The sequence below is a fragment of the Brevundimonas sp. TWP2-1 genome (genome assembly GCF_049897645.1).
In the GTDB taxonomy this organism is placed as follows: Bacteria; Pseudomonadota; Alphaproteobacteria; order Caulobacterales; family Caulobacteraceae; genus Brevundimonas.
Genome location: NZ_JAFCWR010000001.1, coordinates 19,197 through 35,760, shown reverse-complemented (window position 1 = coordinate 35,760; position 16,564 = coordinate 19,197). Strand labels below are relative to the sequence as shown.

The 16,564-nt window shown below is 67.9% G+C and carries 14 protein-coding genes; 10 read left to right on the top strand and 4 right to left on the bottom strand.

Translation table 11 applies throughout. From position 1 onward, the window contains the following. Nucleotides 1-66 precede the first annotated feature (66 nt). Both ACP7BH_RS00150 and ACP7BH_RS00145 read right to left on the bottom strand, forming a co-directional pair. Nucleotides 67-339, bottom strand: a complete 273-nt coding sequence (locus tag ACP7BH_RS00150; protein ID WP_425984707.1) for an aa3-type cytochrome c oxidase subunit IV — start codon at nt 337-339, stop codon at nt 67-69. Between the two features lie 76 nt (nt 340-415). Then, the gene (locus ACP7BH_RS00145; RefSeq protein WP_425984709.1) at nt 416-2,209 is read right to left on the bottom strand and encodes a M3 family oligoendopeptidase; all 1,794 of its coding nucleotides are present in this window, start codon (nt 2,207-2,209) and stop codon (nt 416-418) included. A 97-nt stretch (nt 2,210-2,306) separates the two neighbouring features. Between ACP7BH_RS00145 and ACP7BH_RS00140 the strand changes: the two genes are divergently transcribed. From ACP7BH_RS00140 to ACP7BH_RS00120, 5 genes are all read left to right on the top strand, one after another. Next, nucleotides 2,307-4,079, top strand: coding sequence for a DUF4153 domain-containing protein (locus tag ACP7BH_RS00140; RefSeq protein ID WP_425984711.1), 1,773 nt, complete (start codon nt 2,307-2,309; stop codon nt 4,077-4,079). 106 nt (nt 4,080-4,185) lie between these two features. Further along, complete coding sequence (locus ACP7BH_RS00135; protein ID WP_425984714.1) at nt 4,186-5,637, top strand: sigma-54-dependent transcriptional regulator; 1,452 nt, start codon at nt 4,186-4,188, stop codon at nt 5,635-5,637. Between the two features lie 71 nt (nt 5,638-5,708). Further along, a complete protein-coding gene (locus ACP7BH_RS00130; protein ID WP_425984716.1) occupies nt 5,709-6,578 on the top strand; it encodes a TIGR01459 family HAD-type hydrolase in 870 nt (289 codons plus the stop codon). A 39-nt stretch (nt 6,579-6,617) separates the two neighbouring features. Beyond that, nucleotides 6,618-7,079 carry a MaoC family dehydratase gene (locus tag ACP7BH_RS00125; RefSeq protein WP_425984718.1) on the top strand — a complete coding sequence of 154 codons (462 nt, stop codon included), beginning with the start codon at nt 6,618-6,620 and terminating at the stop codon, nt 7,077-7,079. Then, on the top strand, nt 7,079-8,008 hold the full coding sequence (locus tag ACP7BH_RS00120; protein ID WP_425984720.1) for a bifunctional riboflavin kinase/FAD synthetase: 930 nt from the start codon (nt 7,079-7,081) through the stop codon (nt 8,006-8,008). The genes ACP7BH_RS00125 and ACP7BH_RS00120 overlap by 1 nt, the downstream gene beginning before the upstream one ends. Before the next feature lie 3 nt (nt 8,009-8,011). Here the strand turns inward: ACP7BH_RS00120 and ACP7BH_RS00115 are convergent, their stop codons facing one another. Next, nucleotides 8,012-8,539, bottom strand: coding sequence for a gamma carbonic anhydrase family protein (locus ACP7BH_RS00115; RefSeq protein WP_425984722.1), 528 nt, complete (start codon nt 8,537-8,539; stop codon nt 8,012-8,014). Between the two features lie 311 nt (nt 8,540-8,850). Between ACP7BH_RS00115 and ACP7BH_RS00110 the strand changes: the two genes are divergently transcribed. From ACP7BH_RS00110 to ACP7BH_RS00090, 5 genes are all read left to right on the top strand, one after another. Then, on the top strand, nt 8,851-9,642 hold the full coding sequence (locus ACP7BH_RS00110) for a PhoH family protein (protein ID WP_425984831.1): 792 nt from the start codon (nt 8,851-8,853) through the stop codon (nt 9,640-9,642). 125 nt (nt 9,643-9,767) lie between these two features. Continuing rightward, the gene (locus ACP7BH_RS00105; protein ID WP_425984724.1) at nt 9,768-11,090 is read left to right on the top strand and encodes a UDP-glucose dehydrogenase family protein; all 1,323 of its coding nucleotides are present in this window, start codon (nt 9,768-9,770) and stop codon (nt 11,088-11,090) included. Further along, nucleotides 11,090-12,064 carry an SDR family NAD(P)-dependent oxidoreductase gene (locus tag ACP7BH_RS00100; RefSeq protein WP_425984727.1) on the top strand — a complete coding sequence of 325 codons (975 nt, stop codon included), beginning with the start codon at nt 11,090-11,092 and terminating at the stop codon, nt 12,062-12,064. Before ACP7BH_RS00105 ends, ACP7BH_RS00100 begins: the two co-directional genes overlap by 1 nt. Before the next feature lie 18 nt (nt 12,065-12,082). Then, nucleotides 12,083-13,366 carry an outer membrane beta-barrel protein gene (locus tag ACP7BH_RS00095; RefSeq protein WP_425984729.1) on the top strand — a complete coding sequence of 428 codons (1,284 nt, stop codon included), beginning with the start codon at nt 12,083-12,085 and terminating at the stop codon, nt 13,364-13,366. A gap of 79 nt (nt 13,367-13,445) precedes the next feature. Then, on the top strand, nt 13,446-15,641 hold the full coding sequence (locus tag ACP7BH_RS00090; RefSeq protein ID WP_425984731.1) for a GumC family protein: 2,196 nt from the start codon (nt 13,446-13,448) through the stop codon (nt 15,639-15,641). Nucleotides 15,642-15,677: 36 nt separating this feature from the next. Here ACP7BH_RS00090 and ACP7BH_RS00085 read toward each other — a convergent pair whose 3' ends face one another. Next, on the bottom strand, nt 15,678-16,517 hold the full coding sequence (locus ACP7BH_RS00085) for a hypothetical protein (RefSeq protein WP_425984733.1): 840 nt from the start codon (nt 16,515-16,517) through the stop codon (nt 15,678-15,680). Between the last annotated feature and the right edge of the window lie 47 nt (nt 16,518-16,564).

Sequence of the window (16,564 nt, the reverse complement as noted above, 5' to 3'; positions counted from 1 at the left end):
CAAAGCTTGGCCAGGTCGCGTGATTTCAGACCGCCGCAGCGGGAAATCACGCAACCGATGAAGGGATCAGTGCGCGGCGTCCGGCTTGGACTTCAGCGCCACGAAGCCTGCGCCGCCCAGGACGACAGCGCCGATGACGGCGGCGATGAAGCTGCCGCCCGGATGGAACCACAGGGTCAGGAACAGCAGCAGGACGGCGATGGCCAGGCTGCCCCACTTGGCCAGGTTCAGGAACAGGCGGTAGGTCGAAACCTGCTCGCGCACTTCCATATGGCCATGCAGATAGGCTTGCGCGTCGGAATCCGCTGGTGAGTTGGCGGTGTCGTGCAGGTCGGCCATGCGTTAAATCCCCTCGTCGTTATGGCGGACTTACACCGAGGCGCCCGCCCCGCTCAAGCCTGCAGTCATGCCTTGATTAGGCCAGCGCTTCGAACTGATCCACCAGACGCTCCAGCCTCTGGCAGCCCACGCTCCAGAAGGCCGGATCGCGCGGGTCCAGACCGAACGGCTTCAACGCCTCGACATAGGTCCGCGATCCGCCGCCGGCCAACAGCTCGCTATAAAGCGGCGTGAAGCCCGCCGGATCCTTGCGCCGCGCCTCCATCAGGGCCGCGACCAGCAGGTCGCCAAAGGCGTAGGCGTAAACATAGAAGGGCGAATGGACGAAGTGGCTGACATAGGCCCACCAGTGTTCATAGCCGGGGTTCAGCTTGACCGACGGGCCCAGCGAGCCGGCCATTTCCTCCAGCCAGAGCTGGTTGATGCGCTGCTGCGACACCTCGCCCTGCAGGCGTTCGTCATGGAAGCGGGTCTCGAAACGGTGGAAGGCGATCTGGCGCACGACGGTGTTCAGCCCGTCCTCGATGCGGCCGGCCAGCAGGCCGCGCTGCTCGGCCTTGGGCGCCGTCGCCAGCAGACGGTCGAAGGTCAGTCCCTCGGCGAAGATCGAGGCGGTCTCGGCCAGGGTCAGAGGGGTGTCGGCCAGAAGCGTGCCCTGATCGGCCGCCAGCGTCTGGTGAACGCCGTGCCCCAGTTCGTGCGCCAGGGTCAGGACATCGCGCCGCTCGCCCATCCAGTTCAGGAAGACATAGGGGTGGCGGTCGGCGGTGACGGGGTGGGCGTAGGCGCCGGACTGTTTGCCCGCCCGCGCCCGGCCGTCGATCCACGGCTTGTCGAAGAAGCCGCCCGCCCGGTCGGCGAAGTCGCCGCCCAGGTCAGAGAAACTGTCCAGCACGATCTCTCGCCCTTGCGTCCAGGTGAAGGCGCGCGGCGTCGTGGTCTCGATGGGGGCGTTGCGGTCCCAGTGATCAAGCCGCGCCTTGCCCATCGCCTTGGCCTTCAGCGCATAATAGCGGTGCGACAGGCGCGGATAGGCGGCGGCGACAGCCTCGGCCATGGCGTCCACGGCCTCGCCGTCCACCTCATTGCCCAGGTGGCGGCTGTCGGCGGGACGTTTGAAACCGCGCCAGCGATCCTCCATCGCCTTGTCGGCGGCGACCGTGTTCAGCACCAGGGCCAGGGTCGGGGCGCGGGCGGCCAGGGCCTCCGACAGGCCCTCGGCGGCGGCCTTGCGACGCGCGGGTTTGGCGTCCGACAGGCGGTTCAGCGCCTCGGCCAGGGTCAGGCTCTCGCTGCCCGCCTTGGCGCGCAACGCAGCCAGCTGCTCGTCGAACAGACGCGGCCACTGGGCGGTGATCGGCCCGCGCTCGGCGATGAAGGTCTCCAGCTCGGACGAGAGCTCGTGCGGCTTCATCGCCCGCACCCGCCGCAACCACGGCCGCCAGCGCGCCGCGCCGGCGTGGGCGGTCAGGGCGGCCTCCAGCGCGGCGTCGTCGATCTGGTTGATCTCCAGCGTCAGCCAGACCGTCGGGGTGGCGATGGCGGTGATCTTCTCGCGCACATCCGCCTCGAACCCCTGCGCCGTCGCATCGTCGCGCGCCGTCGAGGCCGACAGGAAGGCGTAGGCGCCCAGCGCGCCCAGCACGTCCGACGCCTGCTCATACAGATGGATGGCCCGGTCCAGCACGGCGCCCAGGCTGGCGGCGTCCTGTTCGGCGGCCAGCTTTCCCTTCAGGCCGTTCAGCGAATCCACCAGGCCCCGCGCCTTTTCCAGGTCGGCCGCGACCTTGGCGTCGTCACGCGACGCATAGAGATCGGTCAGGTCCCACAGCGGGGCGTCGGTGCTGGGCGTCTTGAAAGGAGCGTTCATGACCCCTGTTCTGGGGATGTCAGACGACAGTCGCAACCTTCCGTCACGCTTTCTCGACGGCGCCGGCCGTGCGATCCTGCATTTTGGAGACACGTGAATGACCGAGACGACGCATCAAGACACCGGCCGCACAGGCCTGGGCGGGGCGTCCGGCCTGTTCGCGATTCGGTTGGCGACCGGCCTGGTTCAGGGACTGGCGCTATATCTGCTGTATCTGGCGGCGGACAAGAATGTCTGGCCTGAAACCCAACCGGCCGTGTTCGGCGCCCTGGCCCTGGCCGCAGGCTATGGTCCTGTCGTCGTGCTGGCGGCGGCGGGGCGGATCAAGCCGGCGGCGCTAGTTCTATGGACGGCCGTCGCCACCCTGGTTCTGGCCCTGCTGGGCGCGCACGACGTGGCGCGTCAGGCGGTGGAAACCTTCCGGCAGGCGCCCTTCCTTAGCTTCCCGGTGTTGGCGTTTGGCGCGGCGGCCCTGTTCATCGCCCATCACCTGATCGTTCCGGCGATCCGCGAACGGCGCTGGATCGTCGACTATCCCGAGTATTTCGACGTGGCCTGGAAGGCAGGGGTGCAACTGGCCCTGTCGCTGGGCTTCACCGGCGCCTTCTGGGTGCTGCTGCATCTGGGCGCGGCCCTGTTCAAGATGATCGGCCTCAGCTTCCTGCAGGACATCCTGGGCGAAGCGTGGTTTTCCATTCCCGTCACGGTCCTGATCTTCGCCACGGCGGTCCAGCTGACCGATGTGCGCGACGGCCTGATCCGGGGCGTGCGGACCGTGGCCCTGATGCTGCTGTCCTGGCTGCTGTTGGTGATCACCGTGCTGGTCGGCGGCTTCCTGGCGGCCCTGCCCTTCACCGGACTGGACGGCCTGTGGGAGACGCGCAGCGCGACGGCCCTGGTCCTGTCAGCCGCCGCCGCCCTGATCGTGCTGATCAACACGGCCTATCAGGACGGGCGACCCGACAATGTGCCGCCGGTCGTGCTGAAATACGGCGTCCGCGCCGCCTCGGTGTTGATCGCGCCTCTGGTCATCCTGGCCCTGTGGGGACTGGGCCTGCGGATCGGCCAGCACGGCCTGACGCCCGACCGGATCATCGCCGCCGCCTGCGCCCTGGTCGGGACGGTCTATGGCGCGGGTTATCTGCTGGCGGCAGCGAAGCCTGGCGGGTGGATGAAGCCGCTGGAGCGGACCAATGTCGTCGCCGCCGTCCTGTCGGTGCTGGTCATCCTGGCCCTGTTCAGCCCCTTGGCCGATCCCGCCCGGATGTCGGTGAAGGATCAGATCGCGCGGCTGGACCGCGGCGCGGTCTCGGCTCGGGACTTCGACTATGATTTCCTGAGGTTCGAGAGCGGCAAGGTCGGCGCAGCCGCGCTGGAGACTTTGACGCGATCCGGCGATGCCGAAACCGCGCGCCTGGCCCGCGCGGCCAAGGCCAGAACCTACCGGTCCGGCGACACGCCCAAGGCGCGTCGGGATCGCGCGGCGGCCGTTCGTCTGCAAGCCGTTGCAGGTCAGACCATTCCCACCAGCTTCCAAACGCAGATCGAAAGCCAGGCCGATGTCCTGTTCGGCTGCTCCGTGGCCAGTCCGTGCACGGTGCGGACGCTGGATCTGAACGGCGACGGCCTAGACGACTTGCTGGTTGCGATGGCGCGAACGGTCCTGGCGTTTAAGCAGAACGGCGACGACGGGCAGTGGCGCAAGGTCGGGCAGTATCAGGCCGCGTGCAGCCGCAATGCCGAGGCCCTGGACGGAGCCCTCTCGACAGGCGTGACCACGGCTCCAGCCGCCCTGCCGGACCTGATCGTCGGTGGTCAGAAACTACAGGCGACGCCCGAGATTCGGTGCGACGATCCCAGCGGCCGTTAACGCGGCGGACACCATGACCCATCACTCGATTTTCACCTCGACTTCCTAGAAATCGTCCCGAAACGATCCATCCGCGACAGGGGTGGCGACAGCACAAGGGGCTTTCATGGCCAAGACCATTCTGGTCGTTGACGACGATCCGACCCAGCGCCGGCTGATCCAGGCCGTGCTGGAGCGGGACGGCAACGCCGTGGTCCATGCCGCCAGCGGCGGCGAGGCCATCGACCGGATGGTGCGCGGCGGCGGGGCCGACCTGATCCTGCTGGACATGATCATGCCCGAGATGTCGGGGCTGGAGTGCCTGGCCGAACTGCGCAGCGCCGGGATCAACGAGCCGGTCATCGTGCTGACGGCCAACGGCGGCATCGACATGGTGGTCAAGGCCATGCAGGCCGGGGCCCAGGACTTCTTCGTCAAGCCGGTCGGGCCCGAGCGGCTGCTGGTCGGGGTTCGCAACGCCATGCAGATGAAGCGTCTGACCGCCGAGGTCGGACGCCTGACCAAGCGCGTCCAGGGCCGCACCAGTTTCGACGACATCGTAGGCGACAGCGCGCCGATGCGGATGGTCAAGGCGCTGGGCGCCCGGGCCGCCAAATCCTCGATCCCCGTCCTGATCACCGGCGAGAGCGGCGTGGGCAAGGAAGTCATCGCCCGCGCCCTGCACGGCGCCAGCGACCGGGCCGGCAAGCCCTTCATCGCCGTCAACTGCGGCGCCCTGCCCGCCAATCTGATCGAATCCATCCTGTTCGGGCACGAGAAAGGCGCCTTCACCGGCGCCGTCGACAAGACGCTGGGCAAGTTCCGCGAGGCGGACGGCGGCACCCTGTTCTTGGACGAGATCGGCGAACTGCCGCTGGACATGCAGGTCAAGCTGCTGCGCGCCCTGCAGGAAGGCGAGATCGATCCTGTCGGCGGCAAGCGGCCGGTCAAGATCGACGTGCGCATCGTCTCGGCGACCAATCGCGACCCCGCCCAGCAGGTCAAGGACGGCGCCTTCCGTGAGGACCTGTTCTATCGCCTGAACGTGTTTCCGATCGAGGCCCCGTCCCTGCGCGATCGGCGCGAGGACATCGCGCCCCTGGTCGATCATTTCATCGCCCGCTTCAACGCCGAGGAAGGCAAGCGGATCGCCGGCTGCGCGCCCGAGACCCTGGCCCTGCTGCAAGGGTTTGACTGGCCCGGCAATGTGCGCCAGCTGGAAAACGCGGTGTTCCGCGCCATCGTCCTGGCCGATGCGCCCTTCCTGCAACCGCACGATTTCCCCGCCGTCTCGGGCATCGCCGCCCCCATGCCGGACGCCCAGCCCCTGTATGCCGCCACGGCCGCCAGCGCCCAGGCCGATCACGCCAGCCAGGCGGACCAGCCGATCCGCATCCTGGACGACCGCGGGCATCTGCGAACCCTGGAAGATATCGAACGCGACCTGATCCAGCACGCCATTGAGGTCTATGCCGGCCATATGAGCGAGATCGCCCGCCGCCTGGGGATCGGCCGCTCGACCCTGTACCGCAAGGTCCGCGAACAGGGCCTGGAAGGTCAGTTGAAGGAAGCGGGCTGACCTGACCGTCTTCTCCCCATTTCATAGGGAGGAGACTTTCGCGCGAGGCCCCGAACCTCTACTTGCCTCCCATGACCCTCCCCCACGCCCTGCCTCACCTCGGCGCCGTCGCCGGCGACTACGACATCCTGCTCTGCGACGTTTGGGGCGTGATCCACAACGGCCGCGAAAGCTGGGCGGCGCCGTGCGAGGCACTGATGCAGTTCAATCGCGAGGGTGGCCATGTCGTGCTGATCTCCAACTCGCCCCGTCCGGCCTCGGACGTGATCGGACAGCTCGACGGGCTGGGCGTGCCGCGCGAGGCGTGGAAGGCCTTCGTCACCTCCGGCGACGCCACCCGCGCCGAACTTGCCAAGCGCGCGCCCGGCCCGGCCTGGATCGTCGGCCCCGAGCGTGACGCTCCTCTTTACGCCGGCCTGGACCTCAAGCGCGCCGACAGCGCCCAGGACGCCGCCTTCATCTCCGTCACCGGCCCCTTCGACGACACGGTCGATACGCCCGAGGACTATCGCGAGCGGTTCGCCGTCGGCGCGGCGCGCGACATCGAACTGATCTGCGCCAACCCCGACCGCGTCGTGCAGCGCGGCGACCAGTTGATCTACTGCGGCGGGTCGCTGGCCGACCTCTACGAATCCCTGGGCGGTCGCGTCGTCATGGCAGGCAAGCCCTTCGCCCCCATCTACAACCTGGCCCTCCACGAGGCGCAAACCCTGCTGGGCCGGCCGGTCGATCGCTCGCGCGTCCTGTGCATCGGCGACGGCGTCGTCACCGACGTCATGGGCGCCAACGCCCAGGCCCTAGACTGCCTGTTCATCGCCCAGGGCATCCATGGCGACCAGGCCAAGGGCGAGGACGGGGCGCTGGATCCCGCCCGCGCCGGCGACCTGTTGAAGGCCGAAACGACCTATGCGCGATACGCCGCGCTCGAACTCGCCTGGTAAGGCTCGCCATTTTGTCGCACCGCAGCTAAAGCCTGCTTCATGGTCGAATTGGTTCAGCAGCATCCGTCCGGTGGTTACATCCTGGACGAACTTCACGTCGGCATGGCCGCCGAGAAAATCGTCGTCGCCACGGAGGATCGTATCCGGCTGTTCGCCGAGGCGTCCGACGACTTCAACCCCGTCCATCTGGACGAGGCCTACGCGTCCAAGACCGCCTATCGCGGCCGGATCGCCCACGGCCTGCTCAGCGCCTCGTTCGGCTCGGCGGTGGTCGGCACCATGCTGCCGGGCGCGGGATCGATCTACATCTCTCAGACCCTGGCCTTTCATCAGCCGGTGCGTATCGACGACGTGGTTCGCATCGTGATCACCGTGATCGAGGTCGAGGCCGAGAGCGCGCGGGTCAAGCTCAGCTGCGAAGGTTTCGTCGGCGAGTCCATGATCATGGACGGCGTCGCCGTCGTCCGCGTTCCCCGCCGGCGCAAACCGTCCCAGCGCTGATGCAGATCGTCCGCGACTGGCGCGGCCTGTCCGAGGCCCTGAAGGGCGCGGCGGTCGCCGTCGGCGCCTTCGACGGCGTGCATCGGGGGCATCAGGCCGTCATCGACGGCGCGCGTGACGCCGCCGGACGGCTGGGCGCGCCGCTCGGCGTGGTCAGTTTCGATCCCCATCCGCGCCGCTGGTTCCAGCCCGACGCCGCCCCCTTCCGCCTGATGACCGCCGAGCAGATGGCCGAGGCGCTTGCCCCGCTGGGCGTGGACATCCTTTATCTGCTGCCCTTCGACGCCGAGATGGCCGGCATGACCGACGCCGCCTTCGCCGAGCGCGTGCTGTCCGACGGCCTGGGCGTCCGCCACGCCGCCGTCGGTTTCGACTTCACCTTCGGCAAGGGCCGCTCCGGCTCGCCCGAGGCGCTGCGGACCTATGGCGAACGGCTGGGCTTCACCGTCTCCGTCGCCGAACGTCTGGACGACGCCGACGGTCTGAAGCTGTCGTCCAGCGCCGTGCGTGAAGCCTTGAAGGCCGGGGACATGGCCTGCACCGCCGCCATCCTGGGCCGCCCCTTCGCCATCCGGGGTGAGGTGGTCCACGGCGACAAGCGCGGCCGCACCATCGGCGTGCCGACCGCCAATATCGCTCTGGGCGACTACATGCGCCCCGCCTACGGCGTCTATGCGACCCGCAGCCGGCTGGCGGACGGCCGCATCGTGGATGGCGTCGCCAGCCTGGGCGTGCGGCCCATGTATGCGCTGGAGACCCCGCTGCTGGAGGTCTGGCTGTTCGACTTCGACGGCGACCTGTACGGCCAGACGCTGGACACCCAACTGGTCGCCTGGCTGCGCGGCGAGGAAACCTTCGACGGGCTCGATGCGCTGAAGGCCCAGATCGACGCCGATGCAGCGGCGGCGCGGGCGGTTCTCGCAGCCTGAGCGTCAGGCCTCCTTCAACTCCGCCGCAAACCGCTTCCAGTTCTGCACATAGTGTTCGGCCGACATCTGCAGGACGGCGATGTGCGCCGGATCGCGTTCGCGCACCACCTTGCCAGGCTGGCCGACGACCAGGCTGTTGTCCGGAATGACCTTGCCCTCGGTGATCAGCGCGTTGGCCCCGATGATGCAGTTGCGCCCGATCTTCACCCCATTCAGCACCACCGCCCCGATGCCGATCAGGCTGTAGTCCCCGACCTCGCAGCCGTGCAGCATGGCCTTGTGCCCCACCGTCACCCCGCGCCCCAAGGTCAGGGGCGATCCCATGTCGGTGTGCAGCACGCTGCCGTCCTGAATGTTGCTGTCGGGACCCACTGTGATGGGATCATTGTCTCCGCGCAGCACGGCGCCGAACCAGACGCTGGCGTCGGCGTGCAGAATCACATTCCCAATCACCGATGCGCTCGGCGCCACCCAGTATTCGCCCGGCGGCGGAAGCTGCGGTTTGCTGTCGCCCAATGCGTAAATGGTCATCAGTGCACCGCCTAATCTTTGAAAAATGAGGGCTTTAACGGATCGCTAACCACGATAGCATCAAACTGTTGATGCGATTCGTAGGTCGTCATTTCGGCCCCGGATCCGAAACCGGATCAAGCCCGATCCGGTCATTGTCGGGGCTTTCGCGTGGCGCGTTGGGATCCTGGTTCGGTTGTTCGGCGGCGGGCCTGTCCCGTTGCAGACGGCCCTGCTGTCGATCCGGGCGGTCGCTGCGATGCGGGCCGCGACCCTTTCCTCCCCAAGACCATCCAAGGCGGCGCCCGTTCGGGTCCGCCTTTTTTCATGCCCTGGAGGCGTCCATGACCAAGCGTGCTGCAACCAAGCGTCAAACGCGTGAACACGGAATTCTGGATTCGCGTGACTTCATGGAGGAGTCGAAAGTTCGCCGGCTCCATGCCCCGCACAATGAACGGTCGGGCTGGTCGCCCAACCCGTCCAACGACGACCGGGAACAGGGCTACCTCAAGACCCTGAAGCCCAAATCAGAGGGCCAGATCGAAATGATGGAGGCTATCGACCACCACAACCTGGTCATGGCGCTCGGTCCCGCAGGCACCGGCAAGACCTATCTCGCCGTCGCCAAGGCCGTCGAGGCGCTGGAGGCCGGCAAGATCGGCCGTATCGTCCTCAGCCGCCCTGCCGTCGAAGCCGGCGAATCCATCGGCTTCCTGCCCGGCGATATGGAGGACAAGCTGGCCCCCTATCTGCGGCCGCTCTACGACGCCCTGTCGGATCGCCTGTCGATGAAGCGGGTCAAGGCCCTGATGGCCGAGGGTCTGATCGAGATTGCGCCCATCGGCTATATGCGCGGCCGCACGCTCAACAACGCCTTCATCGTCGTGGACGAGGCGCAGAACTGCACCTACGTCCAGCTCAAGATGCTGCTGACACGCCTGGGCTGGCACTCGACGATGGTGGTCACGGGCGACCCGCAGCAGTCCGACCTGCTGCCCGGCATCTCGGGCCTCTCCGATGTGTCCGCTCGTCTTGAGGCCGTGCCGGACATCGCCGTGGTTCGCCTGGCCGAACGCGACATCGTCCGTCACCCGCTGGTCGCCTCGATGATCGGCGTCCTCTAGGCCTGTTGCCTGCAGCCGGCGCCGCGAGGCGTCGGCTGCATCCGGTTGCACCAAGAAACCAAAAGCCATTGTCCCCAAGCGCACCGCCCCGCTAAAGGTCGCGTCGCCGCTGATGAGGGATTTCGATGCGCGTAGCGATGATTGGGACGGGTTATGTGGGCCTGGTGTCCGGCGCCTGTTTCGCCGACTTCGGGCACGTCGTCACGTGCATCGACAAGGACCCGTCCAAGATCGAACGGCTGGAACGGGGCGAGATCCCGATCTTCGAGCCGGGGCTGGACGATCTGGTCGCCGCCAATGTGCGCGAAGGCCGGTTGTTCTTCACCCTGGACGGCGCCGAGGCTATCCGTAACGCCGACGCCGTCTTCATCGCTGTAGGCACGCCCACGCGTCGCGGCGACGGTCACGCCGACCTTTCCTACGTCCACGCCGCCGCCGAGGAGATCGCGGGCCTGATCGAGGGCTTCACGGTCATCGTCACCAAGTCCACCGTGCCGGTCGGCACGGGTGACGAGGTCGAGGCCATCATCAGGAAGACCAATCCGGACGCCGACTTCGCCGTCGTCTCCAACCCCGAGTTCCTGCGCGAGGGCGCCGCCATCGGCGACTTCAAACGGCCCGACCGCGTCGTCATCGGCGTCGACGATATCGACAGCGATACGGGGTCGCGGGCCCAGAAGGTTATGAGCGAACTCTACCGCCCGCTGAACCTGAACGAGAGCCCGCTGCTGTTCGTCGGCCGGCGCACGTCCGAGCTGATCAAATACGCCGCCAACGCCTTCCTGGCGATGAAGATCACCTTCATCAACGAGATGGCGGACCTGTGCGAGGCCGTCGGCGCCGACGTGCAGCAGGTCGCGCGCGGCATCGGCCTGGACAAGCGGATCGGCTCGAAGTTCCTGCACGCCGGCCCCGGCTACGGCGGCTCATGCTTTCCCAAGGACACCATCGCCCTGGTCCGCACGGCTCAGCAGTACGGCGCCCCAACCCGGCTGATCGAGGCCACGGTCGAGGTCAACGACGCCCGCAAGAAGGCCATGGCCGAACGTGTCGCCGCGACCCTGGGCACCAGCGTCCAGGGTAAGACCGTCGCCCTGCTGGGCCTGACGTTCAAGCCGAACACCGACGACATGCGCGACGCGCCCAGCCTGGACATCGCGCCCGCCCTGATCGCCGCCGGCGCCAAGGTCCAGGCCTTCGACCCCGAGGGCATGCACGAGGCCGCCAAACTGCTGCAGGATGTCGAGATGAAGGACAGCGCCTATGACGCCGTCGTCGGCGCCGACGCCGTGGTCCTGGTCACCGAATGGGACCAGTTCCGCGCCCTGGATCTGGACCGCATCAAGCTTCTGATGAAGCAGCCGGTCCTGGTCGATCTGCGCAACATCTATCGGCCCGAAGACATGAAGAGCCGCGGCTTCCGCTACATGGGCATCGGGCGCGGCTGATGGGGTCGCCGATCCTCGTCACCGGCGCGGCCGGCTTCATCGGCATGCACGTCGCCGAGCGCCTGCTGGACCGGGGCGAACAGGTGATCGGCGTCGATGTCTTCAACGACTACTACGACCCGCGCCTGAAGGCGGCCCGCGCCGCCCGGCTGGAAGGGCGCGACGGCTTTCGCATGGTGCGCGGCGACATCGCCGATCATGAGCAGATGCGCGCCCTGGTCGCGGACGCCGGGGTTAAGCGGATCGTCCATCTCGCGGCCCAGGCGGGCGTGCGGTATTCGCTGGAGAACCCCTTCGCCTATGAACGGTCCAACCTGGCCGGCCATCTGTCGATACTGGAGGCCGCGCGGCACAATGGCGTGACCCATCTGGTCTATGCCTCGTCCAGCTCCGTCTATGGCGATCGCCCGCTGGAGGGTGCGGGATTTCGCGAGGACGACCCGACGGTCAATCCCGTCTCGCTCTACGCCGCGACCAAACGCTCGTGCGAACTGATGAGCCAGAGCTACGCCAAGCTCTATGGTTTCCCGCAATCCGGCCTGCGCTTCTTCACCGTCTATGGCCCCTGGGGTCGGCCCGACATGGCCTATTTCAGCTTCACCCAGAAGATCGTGCGCGGCGACGCCATCGAGGTCTATGGCGAGGGCCGGATGGCGCGCGACTTCACCTATATCGACGACATCGTCGACGGCGTGGTCGCCGTGCTGGACCACCCGCCGGCTCGGGGCGTGCATGAGGTCTACAACATCGGCGACAGCCAGCCGGTCGGCTTGATGGACATGATCTCGACGCTGGAGAACGCCCTGGGAGTCGAGGCGAAGATGGTCATGCGTCCGATGCAGCCGGGCGACGTGACCGCCACCTATGCCGACATTTCCAAGCTAAACGCCCTTTGCGGCTACCAGCCCAAGGTGCCGCTGAAAGCCGGGCTGGAGACGTTCGTCGCCTGGTGGCGGCAATACGAGAACGGCTGAAGCGAAAGGCGGGGGCCGATGCGACGCGACATCCTTCCGGCCGCCGCCGCCCTAGCCCTGTTCGGCGGGTCAGAAGCCTCGGCCCAGTCCGTCAGGGCAGCCCAGGATCGCACGACCGACCTGTTCGCCCGTGACCGCGCTGTCGCCGTCCGCGACCGTCCGCAACCCGCCTACGACGCCCTGGGCATCCGCACCGGCGGCTTCACGGTGTTTCCTCAGCTTCAGTTCGACATCGCCCACGACGACAACGTCTTCGCCGCCGAAGACGACCGCCAAGCCGCCACGACCCTGCGACTGCGCCCCAAGATCGCCGCCAAATCCAACTGGTCCCGCCACGCACTCCAGGCCCAAGCCCGCACCCAGATCGACCGAAATCTCGACTTCGACAGCGAGAATACCATCGACTGGAATCTGGGCGGCACAGGCCGCCTCGATATCGTTCGCGGTTCCAGCATCACCTTCGCTGCCGACTACGCCCATGACCACGAGGCCCGCACCGCCTCCGGCGCCGATTCAACCGCCCAACGTCCCATCGCCTTCGACCTGGCCTCCGCGTCTCTCGGCGCCGAACGGGCCAGGGGACGCCTGCGCGTCTCGGCCCGGGCCGTCGTTCATCGCTACGACTATCGCGACGGCTTCGGCGAGACGGGCGCCATAATCGAACAGGACGACCGCGACCGCACGCTCTTCACCCTGACCGGCCGCGCCGACTACGCCCTCTCCCCCGCCACGGCGATCTTCCTGCAGGTTGTCAGCGACGACCGCGACTACGACCGCATCGCCGGCCGGCCCCTGCGGACCTCGTCGGGCCATCAGACCCTGGCGGGCGTGGATTTCGAACTGGGCGCCCTGATCCGGGGCAAGATCGCCGCCGGCTATATTCGCCAGGATTTCGAGGACGCGGCGTTCGGCGACCTGGACGGTTTCGGCGGCCGGGCGAAGCTGTCCTGGTTCCCTACGCAGCTGACCACCGTCACGGCGGCCGCAGCGCGAACCGTCGAGGATACGGGCGTCATCGGCGCGGCCGGCGCCCTTCGCACCGACCTGTCGCTCAGCGTCGATCACGAGCTGCTGCGCAACCTGATCCTGACGGCACAGGCGACCTATGCCGACGACGTCTACAACGGTCTGGCGCGTACCGACACGCGCTTCGGCGCCGGCGTCAGCGCCGCCTACCGGATCAATCGTCGCTACGGCTTCACCGCCGGCCTGACCTGGCTCGACCAGTCCTCGTCCGGCGCCGCCCAAGGCCCCAGCTACCGTTCGACCCGCTTCTATGTCGCGACCGTTGCCCAGTTCTGACAACGGCCACAGCGCGAACATTGACAACCTGAAGGCGACATCGCACGACTGAGGCTGACGATCACCGTTCGATGGCGCGATGACACAGAACGACCACGCCTTGGGCACCTCAATCCAGCACGCCGACGACGCCATCGATATCCACGGTTTGATCGCCGCTTTCCGTCGTCGCTTCGTCCTGCTCACGACGGTCTCGACTATCGTGTGCCTGATCGTTCTCGCCCTGATGCTGGGCCAGACGCCGGTCTATACCGCCACCGCCAATCTCCAGATCAACACCCGCAAGGAACAGGTGATCGCCGGCCCGGCCGTCCTGTCCGCCCTCGACGCCGAGGCCGCCATTGTCGACACCGAGGTCGAGGTGCTGAAGTCGCCCCAGCTCGCCGCCGCGGTCGTGGACGCGCTGAACCTGACCCAGGATCCCGAGTTCAACGCCCGACTGCGCAGCTCGCCCTTCGCCGTCCTCACCGACCGGGTCAGCCGCGCCGCGATCCCCGACCGCGAGATCGAACGCCAGCAGGTCATCGACGCCGTCAGCCGCCGCCTGACCGTGCGCCGCGTCGGCCTGACCTATTCGATGGCGGTCGGCTTCACTTCCGAAAACCCGACCAAGGCGGCCCGCATCGCCAACGCTTTCGCCGAACGCTACCTCCAGTCCCAGCTGACGGCCAAGTTCGACGCCAACAGCCAGGCCAACGCCTTCCTCGGCGCCCGTCTGGAGGACCTGCGTCGCCAGGTCGAGATCGCCGACGCCGCCGTCTCCCTCTACCGCATCGAAAACGGCCTGCTCAGCGCCCAGGGCGCGACCCTGACCGAACAGGAAATCTCGGTCTATAATCAGCAACTCGCGTCCGCCCGCGCACAACAGGCGGAACAGGACGCCCGCCTGCACACCGCTCGGTCCCAGATGGCGGCCGGATCGAACGGCGACGATGTCGGCGAGGCCCTGACCTCGCCCGTGGTCCAGAACCTGCGCGCCCAGCGCGCCGCGATCAGCACCCGCGTCGCCGACCTGTCCGTCCGCTATGGTCCGCTTCACCCCGACATGATCCGCGCCCGTCAGGAACTGGCCGACATCGACGCCCAGATCCAGGCCGAGATCCGCCGCGTCGTCTCCAACCTGGACGCCCAGGCCCAGGTCGCCCAGCAGCGCGCAGCCTCCGTCCAGGCCAGCCTGAACGCCGCGCGCAGCGTCTTGGCCGACAACAACGCCGCCTCGGTCCGCCTGCGCGAACTGGAGGGAGAAGCCGAGGCCGCGCGCGCCATCTACCGCGCCTTCCTGGATCGCTATCGCGAAACCAGCGCCCAGACCGGCGTCGAACAGGCCGACGCCCGCATCGTCTCGCGCGCCACGCCGCCGACCTCGCAGAGCGCGCCGAACCTGATGCTCAGCCTCGCGCTGGGGCTGGTGCTGGGCGTCGGCGCGGGCGCGTTCGCCGTCTTCGTCGCCGATACGATGCAGACCGGCCTCGGCGGTCCCGAAGACATCGAAGGTAAGCTGGGTCTGCCCCCCATCGGCGCGATTCCGCTGGCCTCCTCCGTCGCCGCGCTGGAAGATCGCGACCTGCATCCCATCGACCTCGTGCTACACCGCCCCTTGTCGGTCTTCTCCGAGGCCTTCCGCGCCCTGCGCACCTCGATCACTCCCATCGTCAGCGTCGTGGGCGAGCCGGCCGGCCGCATCGTCGCCGTCACCTCCGCCCTGCCCGGCGAGGGCAAGACCACCGCCGCCGTCTGCCTGGCCCGCGTCGCAGCCCGGTCGGGCGGCCGCATCCTGCTGATCGACGGCGACCCGCGTCGGCGCGGCGTCACGCGGATACTGGGCCTCGATCCCGATGCGGGCCTGGCCGAGGTGCTGCATGGCGCGGCATCCTGGCGAAACCTTCTGGTTCTGGACCCCGCCTCCGGCGCGCACGTCCTGCCTCTGTCGGGTTCCGGCCTGTCGGCGGACGACCTCTTCGCCGCCCCGCCCATGGACGCCCTGCTGGTCGAGCTGCGTCAGGCGTTCGATCTGATCGTCATCGACACCGCGCCTGTGCTGGTTCTGGCCGACGCTCGCGTTCTGGCGGCCAAGGCCGACAGCGTCCTTCTGCTGGCCCGCTGGCGCAAGACCCCCGCGCGCGCCGTCGCCGCCGCAATCCGCATCCTGAACCAGTCCGGCGCTCGCACCCTGGGCGTTACCCTGACCCAGGTCGATGTCAGGGAGCAGGCGAAACAGGACTACGGCCATGCCGGCTACGACTATCAGGCCTACCGGAAATACTACGCTGCCTGATGGCGACCTTGGCCCGCTTGACGGCCGACCAGGCCCTCAGCCGTCGCGCCATTCGCTCAACATCTTGCCGTCGGCGTCTTCGAAGGCGACGCGATCCAGTCGGACGGCGCCGATGCAGATCGGCCGCTGATCCGGGCCAGACGCGCGGCAGCGGACGGCGCGACCGTCTGCGAAGGCGGCCATGCGGCCCTCCAGCACCAGTCGATACCCTTGGGCAGGCGCGGCGGGCGGCTGGTCGCCCTCGCCCCGCACGGTGAACTCATAGGCGCGGCCGTTGCGACGCCCGGTCCGCGAACCGCCCTCGTTGAAGACGGCCGCCAGCCCCATGGACTGCGGCGACGCCTGACCCTGGGTCAGAGGATCGCCCTGCGCGGCCGGACACCCCTCGGTCCGCAACCAGGGACGCGCCAGCCAGAAGCCTTCGGCCGCCTCCCAGGTCTCGGCGTCATCGGCGATCAGGGCCGATTGCGACCAGTCGCCGGGCGCCAGGCTCAGTTTCAGGCTTTGATTGCGCGCGCCCCATGCGAGGGCCGGCAAACCATCGCCGGAAGTTTTTTGACCGGATGTCAAGGCCGGACCGCCGCAGCCAAAGGCCTGGCGCACGACGAACCGTCGGCCCGCCAGGGACGCGCCCCCGACCTCACGCCCCGCCGCAAAGGCCGAAGCGGCGAGGTCCATAGCCTGAAGCAGGCTTGCGCGATCCAGGGTCGGTGGGGAGGCGACGGTGACCACAGGCGTCGGCGCCGCAACGGGTGCGGGCTGTGGCGCAGGCTCGGCCTCCTCGCGCTGGCAACCACCGAGAACGGGACCGAAAAGGAGAAGGGACGCCGCGAGCGCGACGACCGACGGGCGAGGCGACGCGATCGGTTCGAGCATGGAACCACTCTAGCACGCAGTTCGCTGTTTTGGGGGCGGCCATCCGA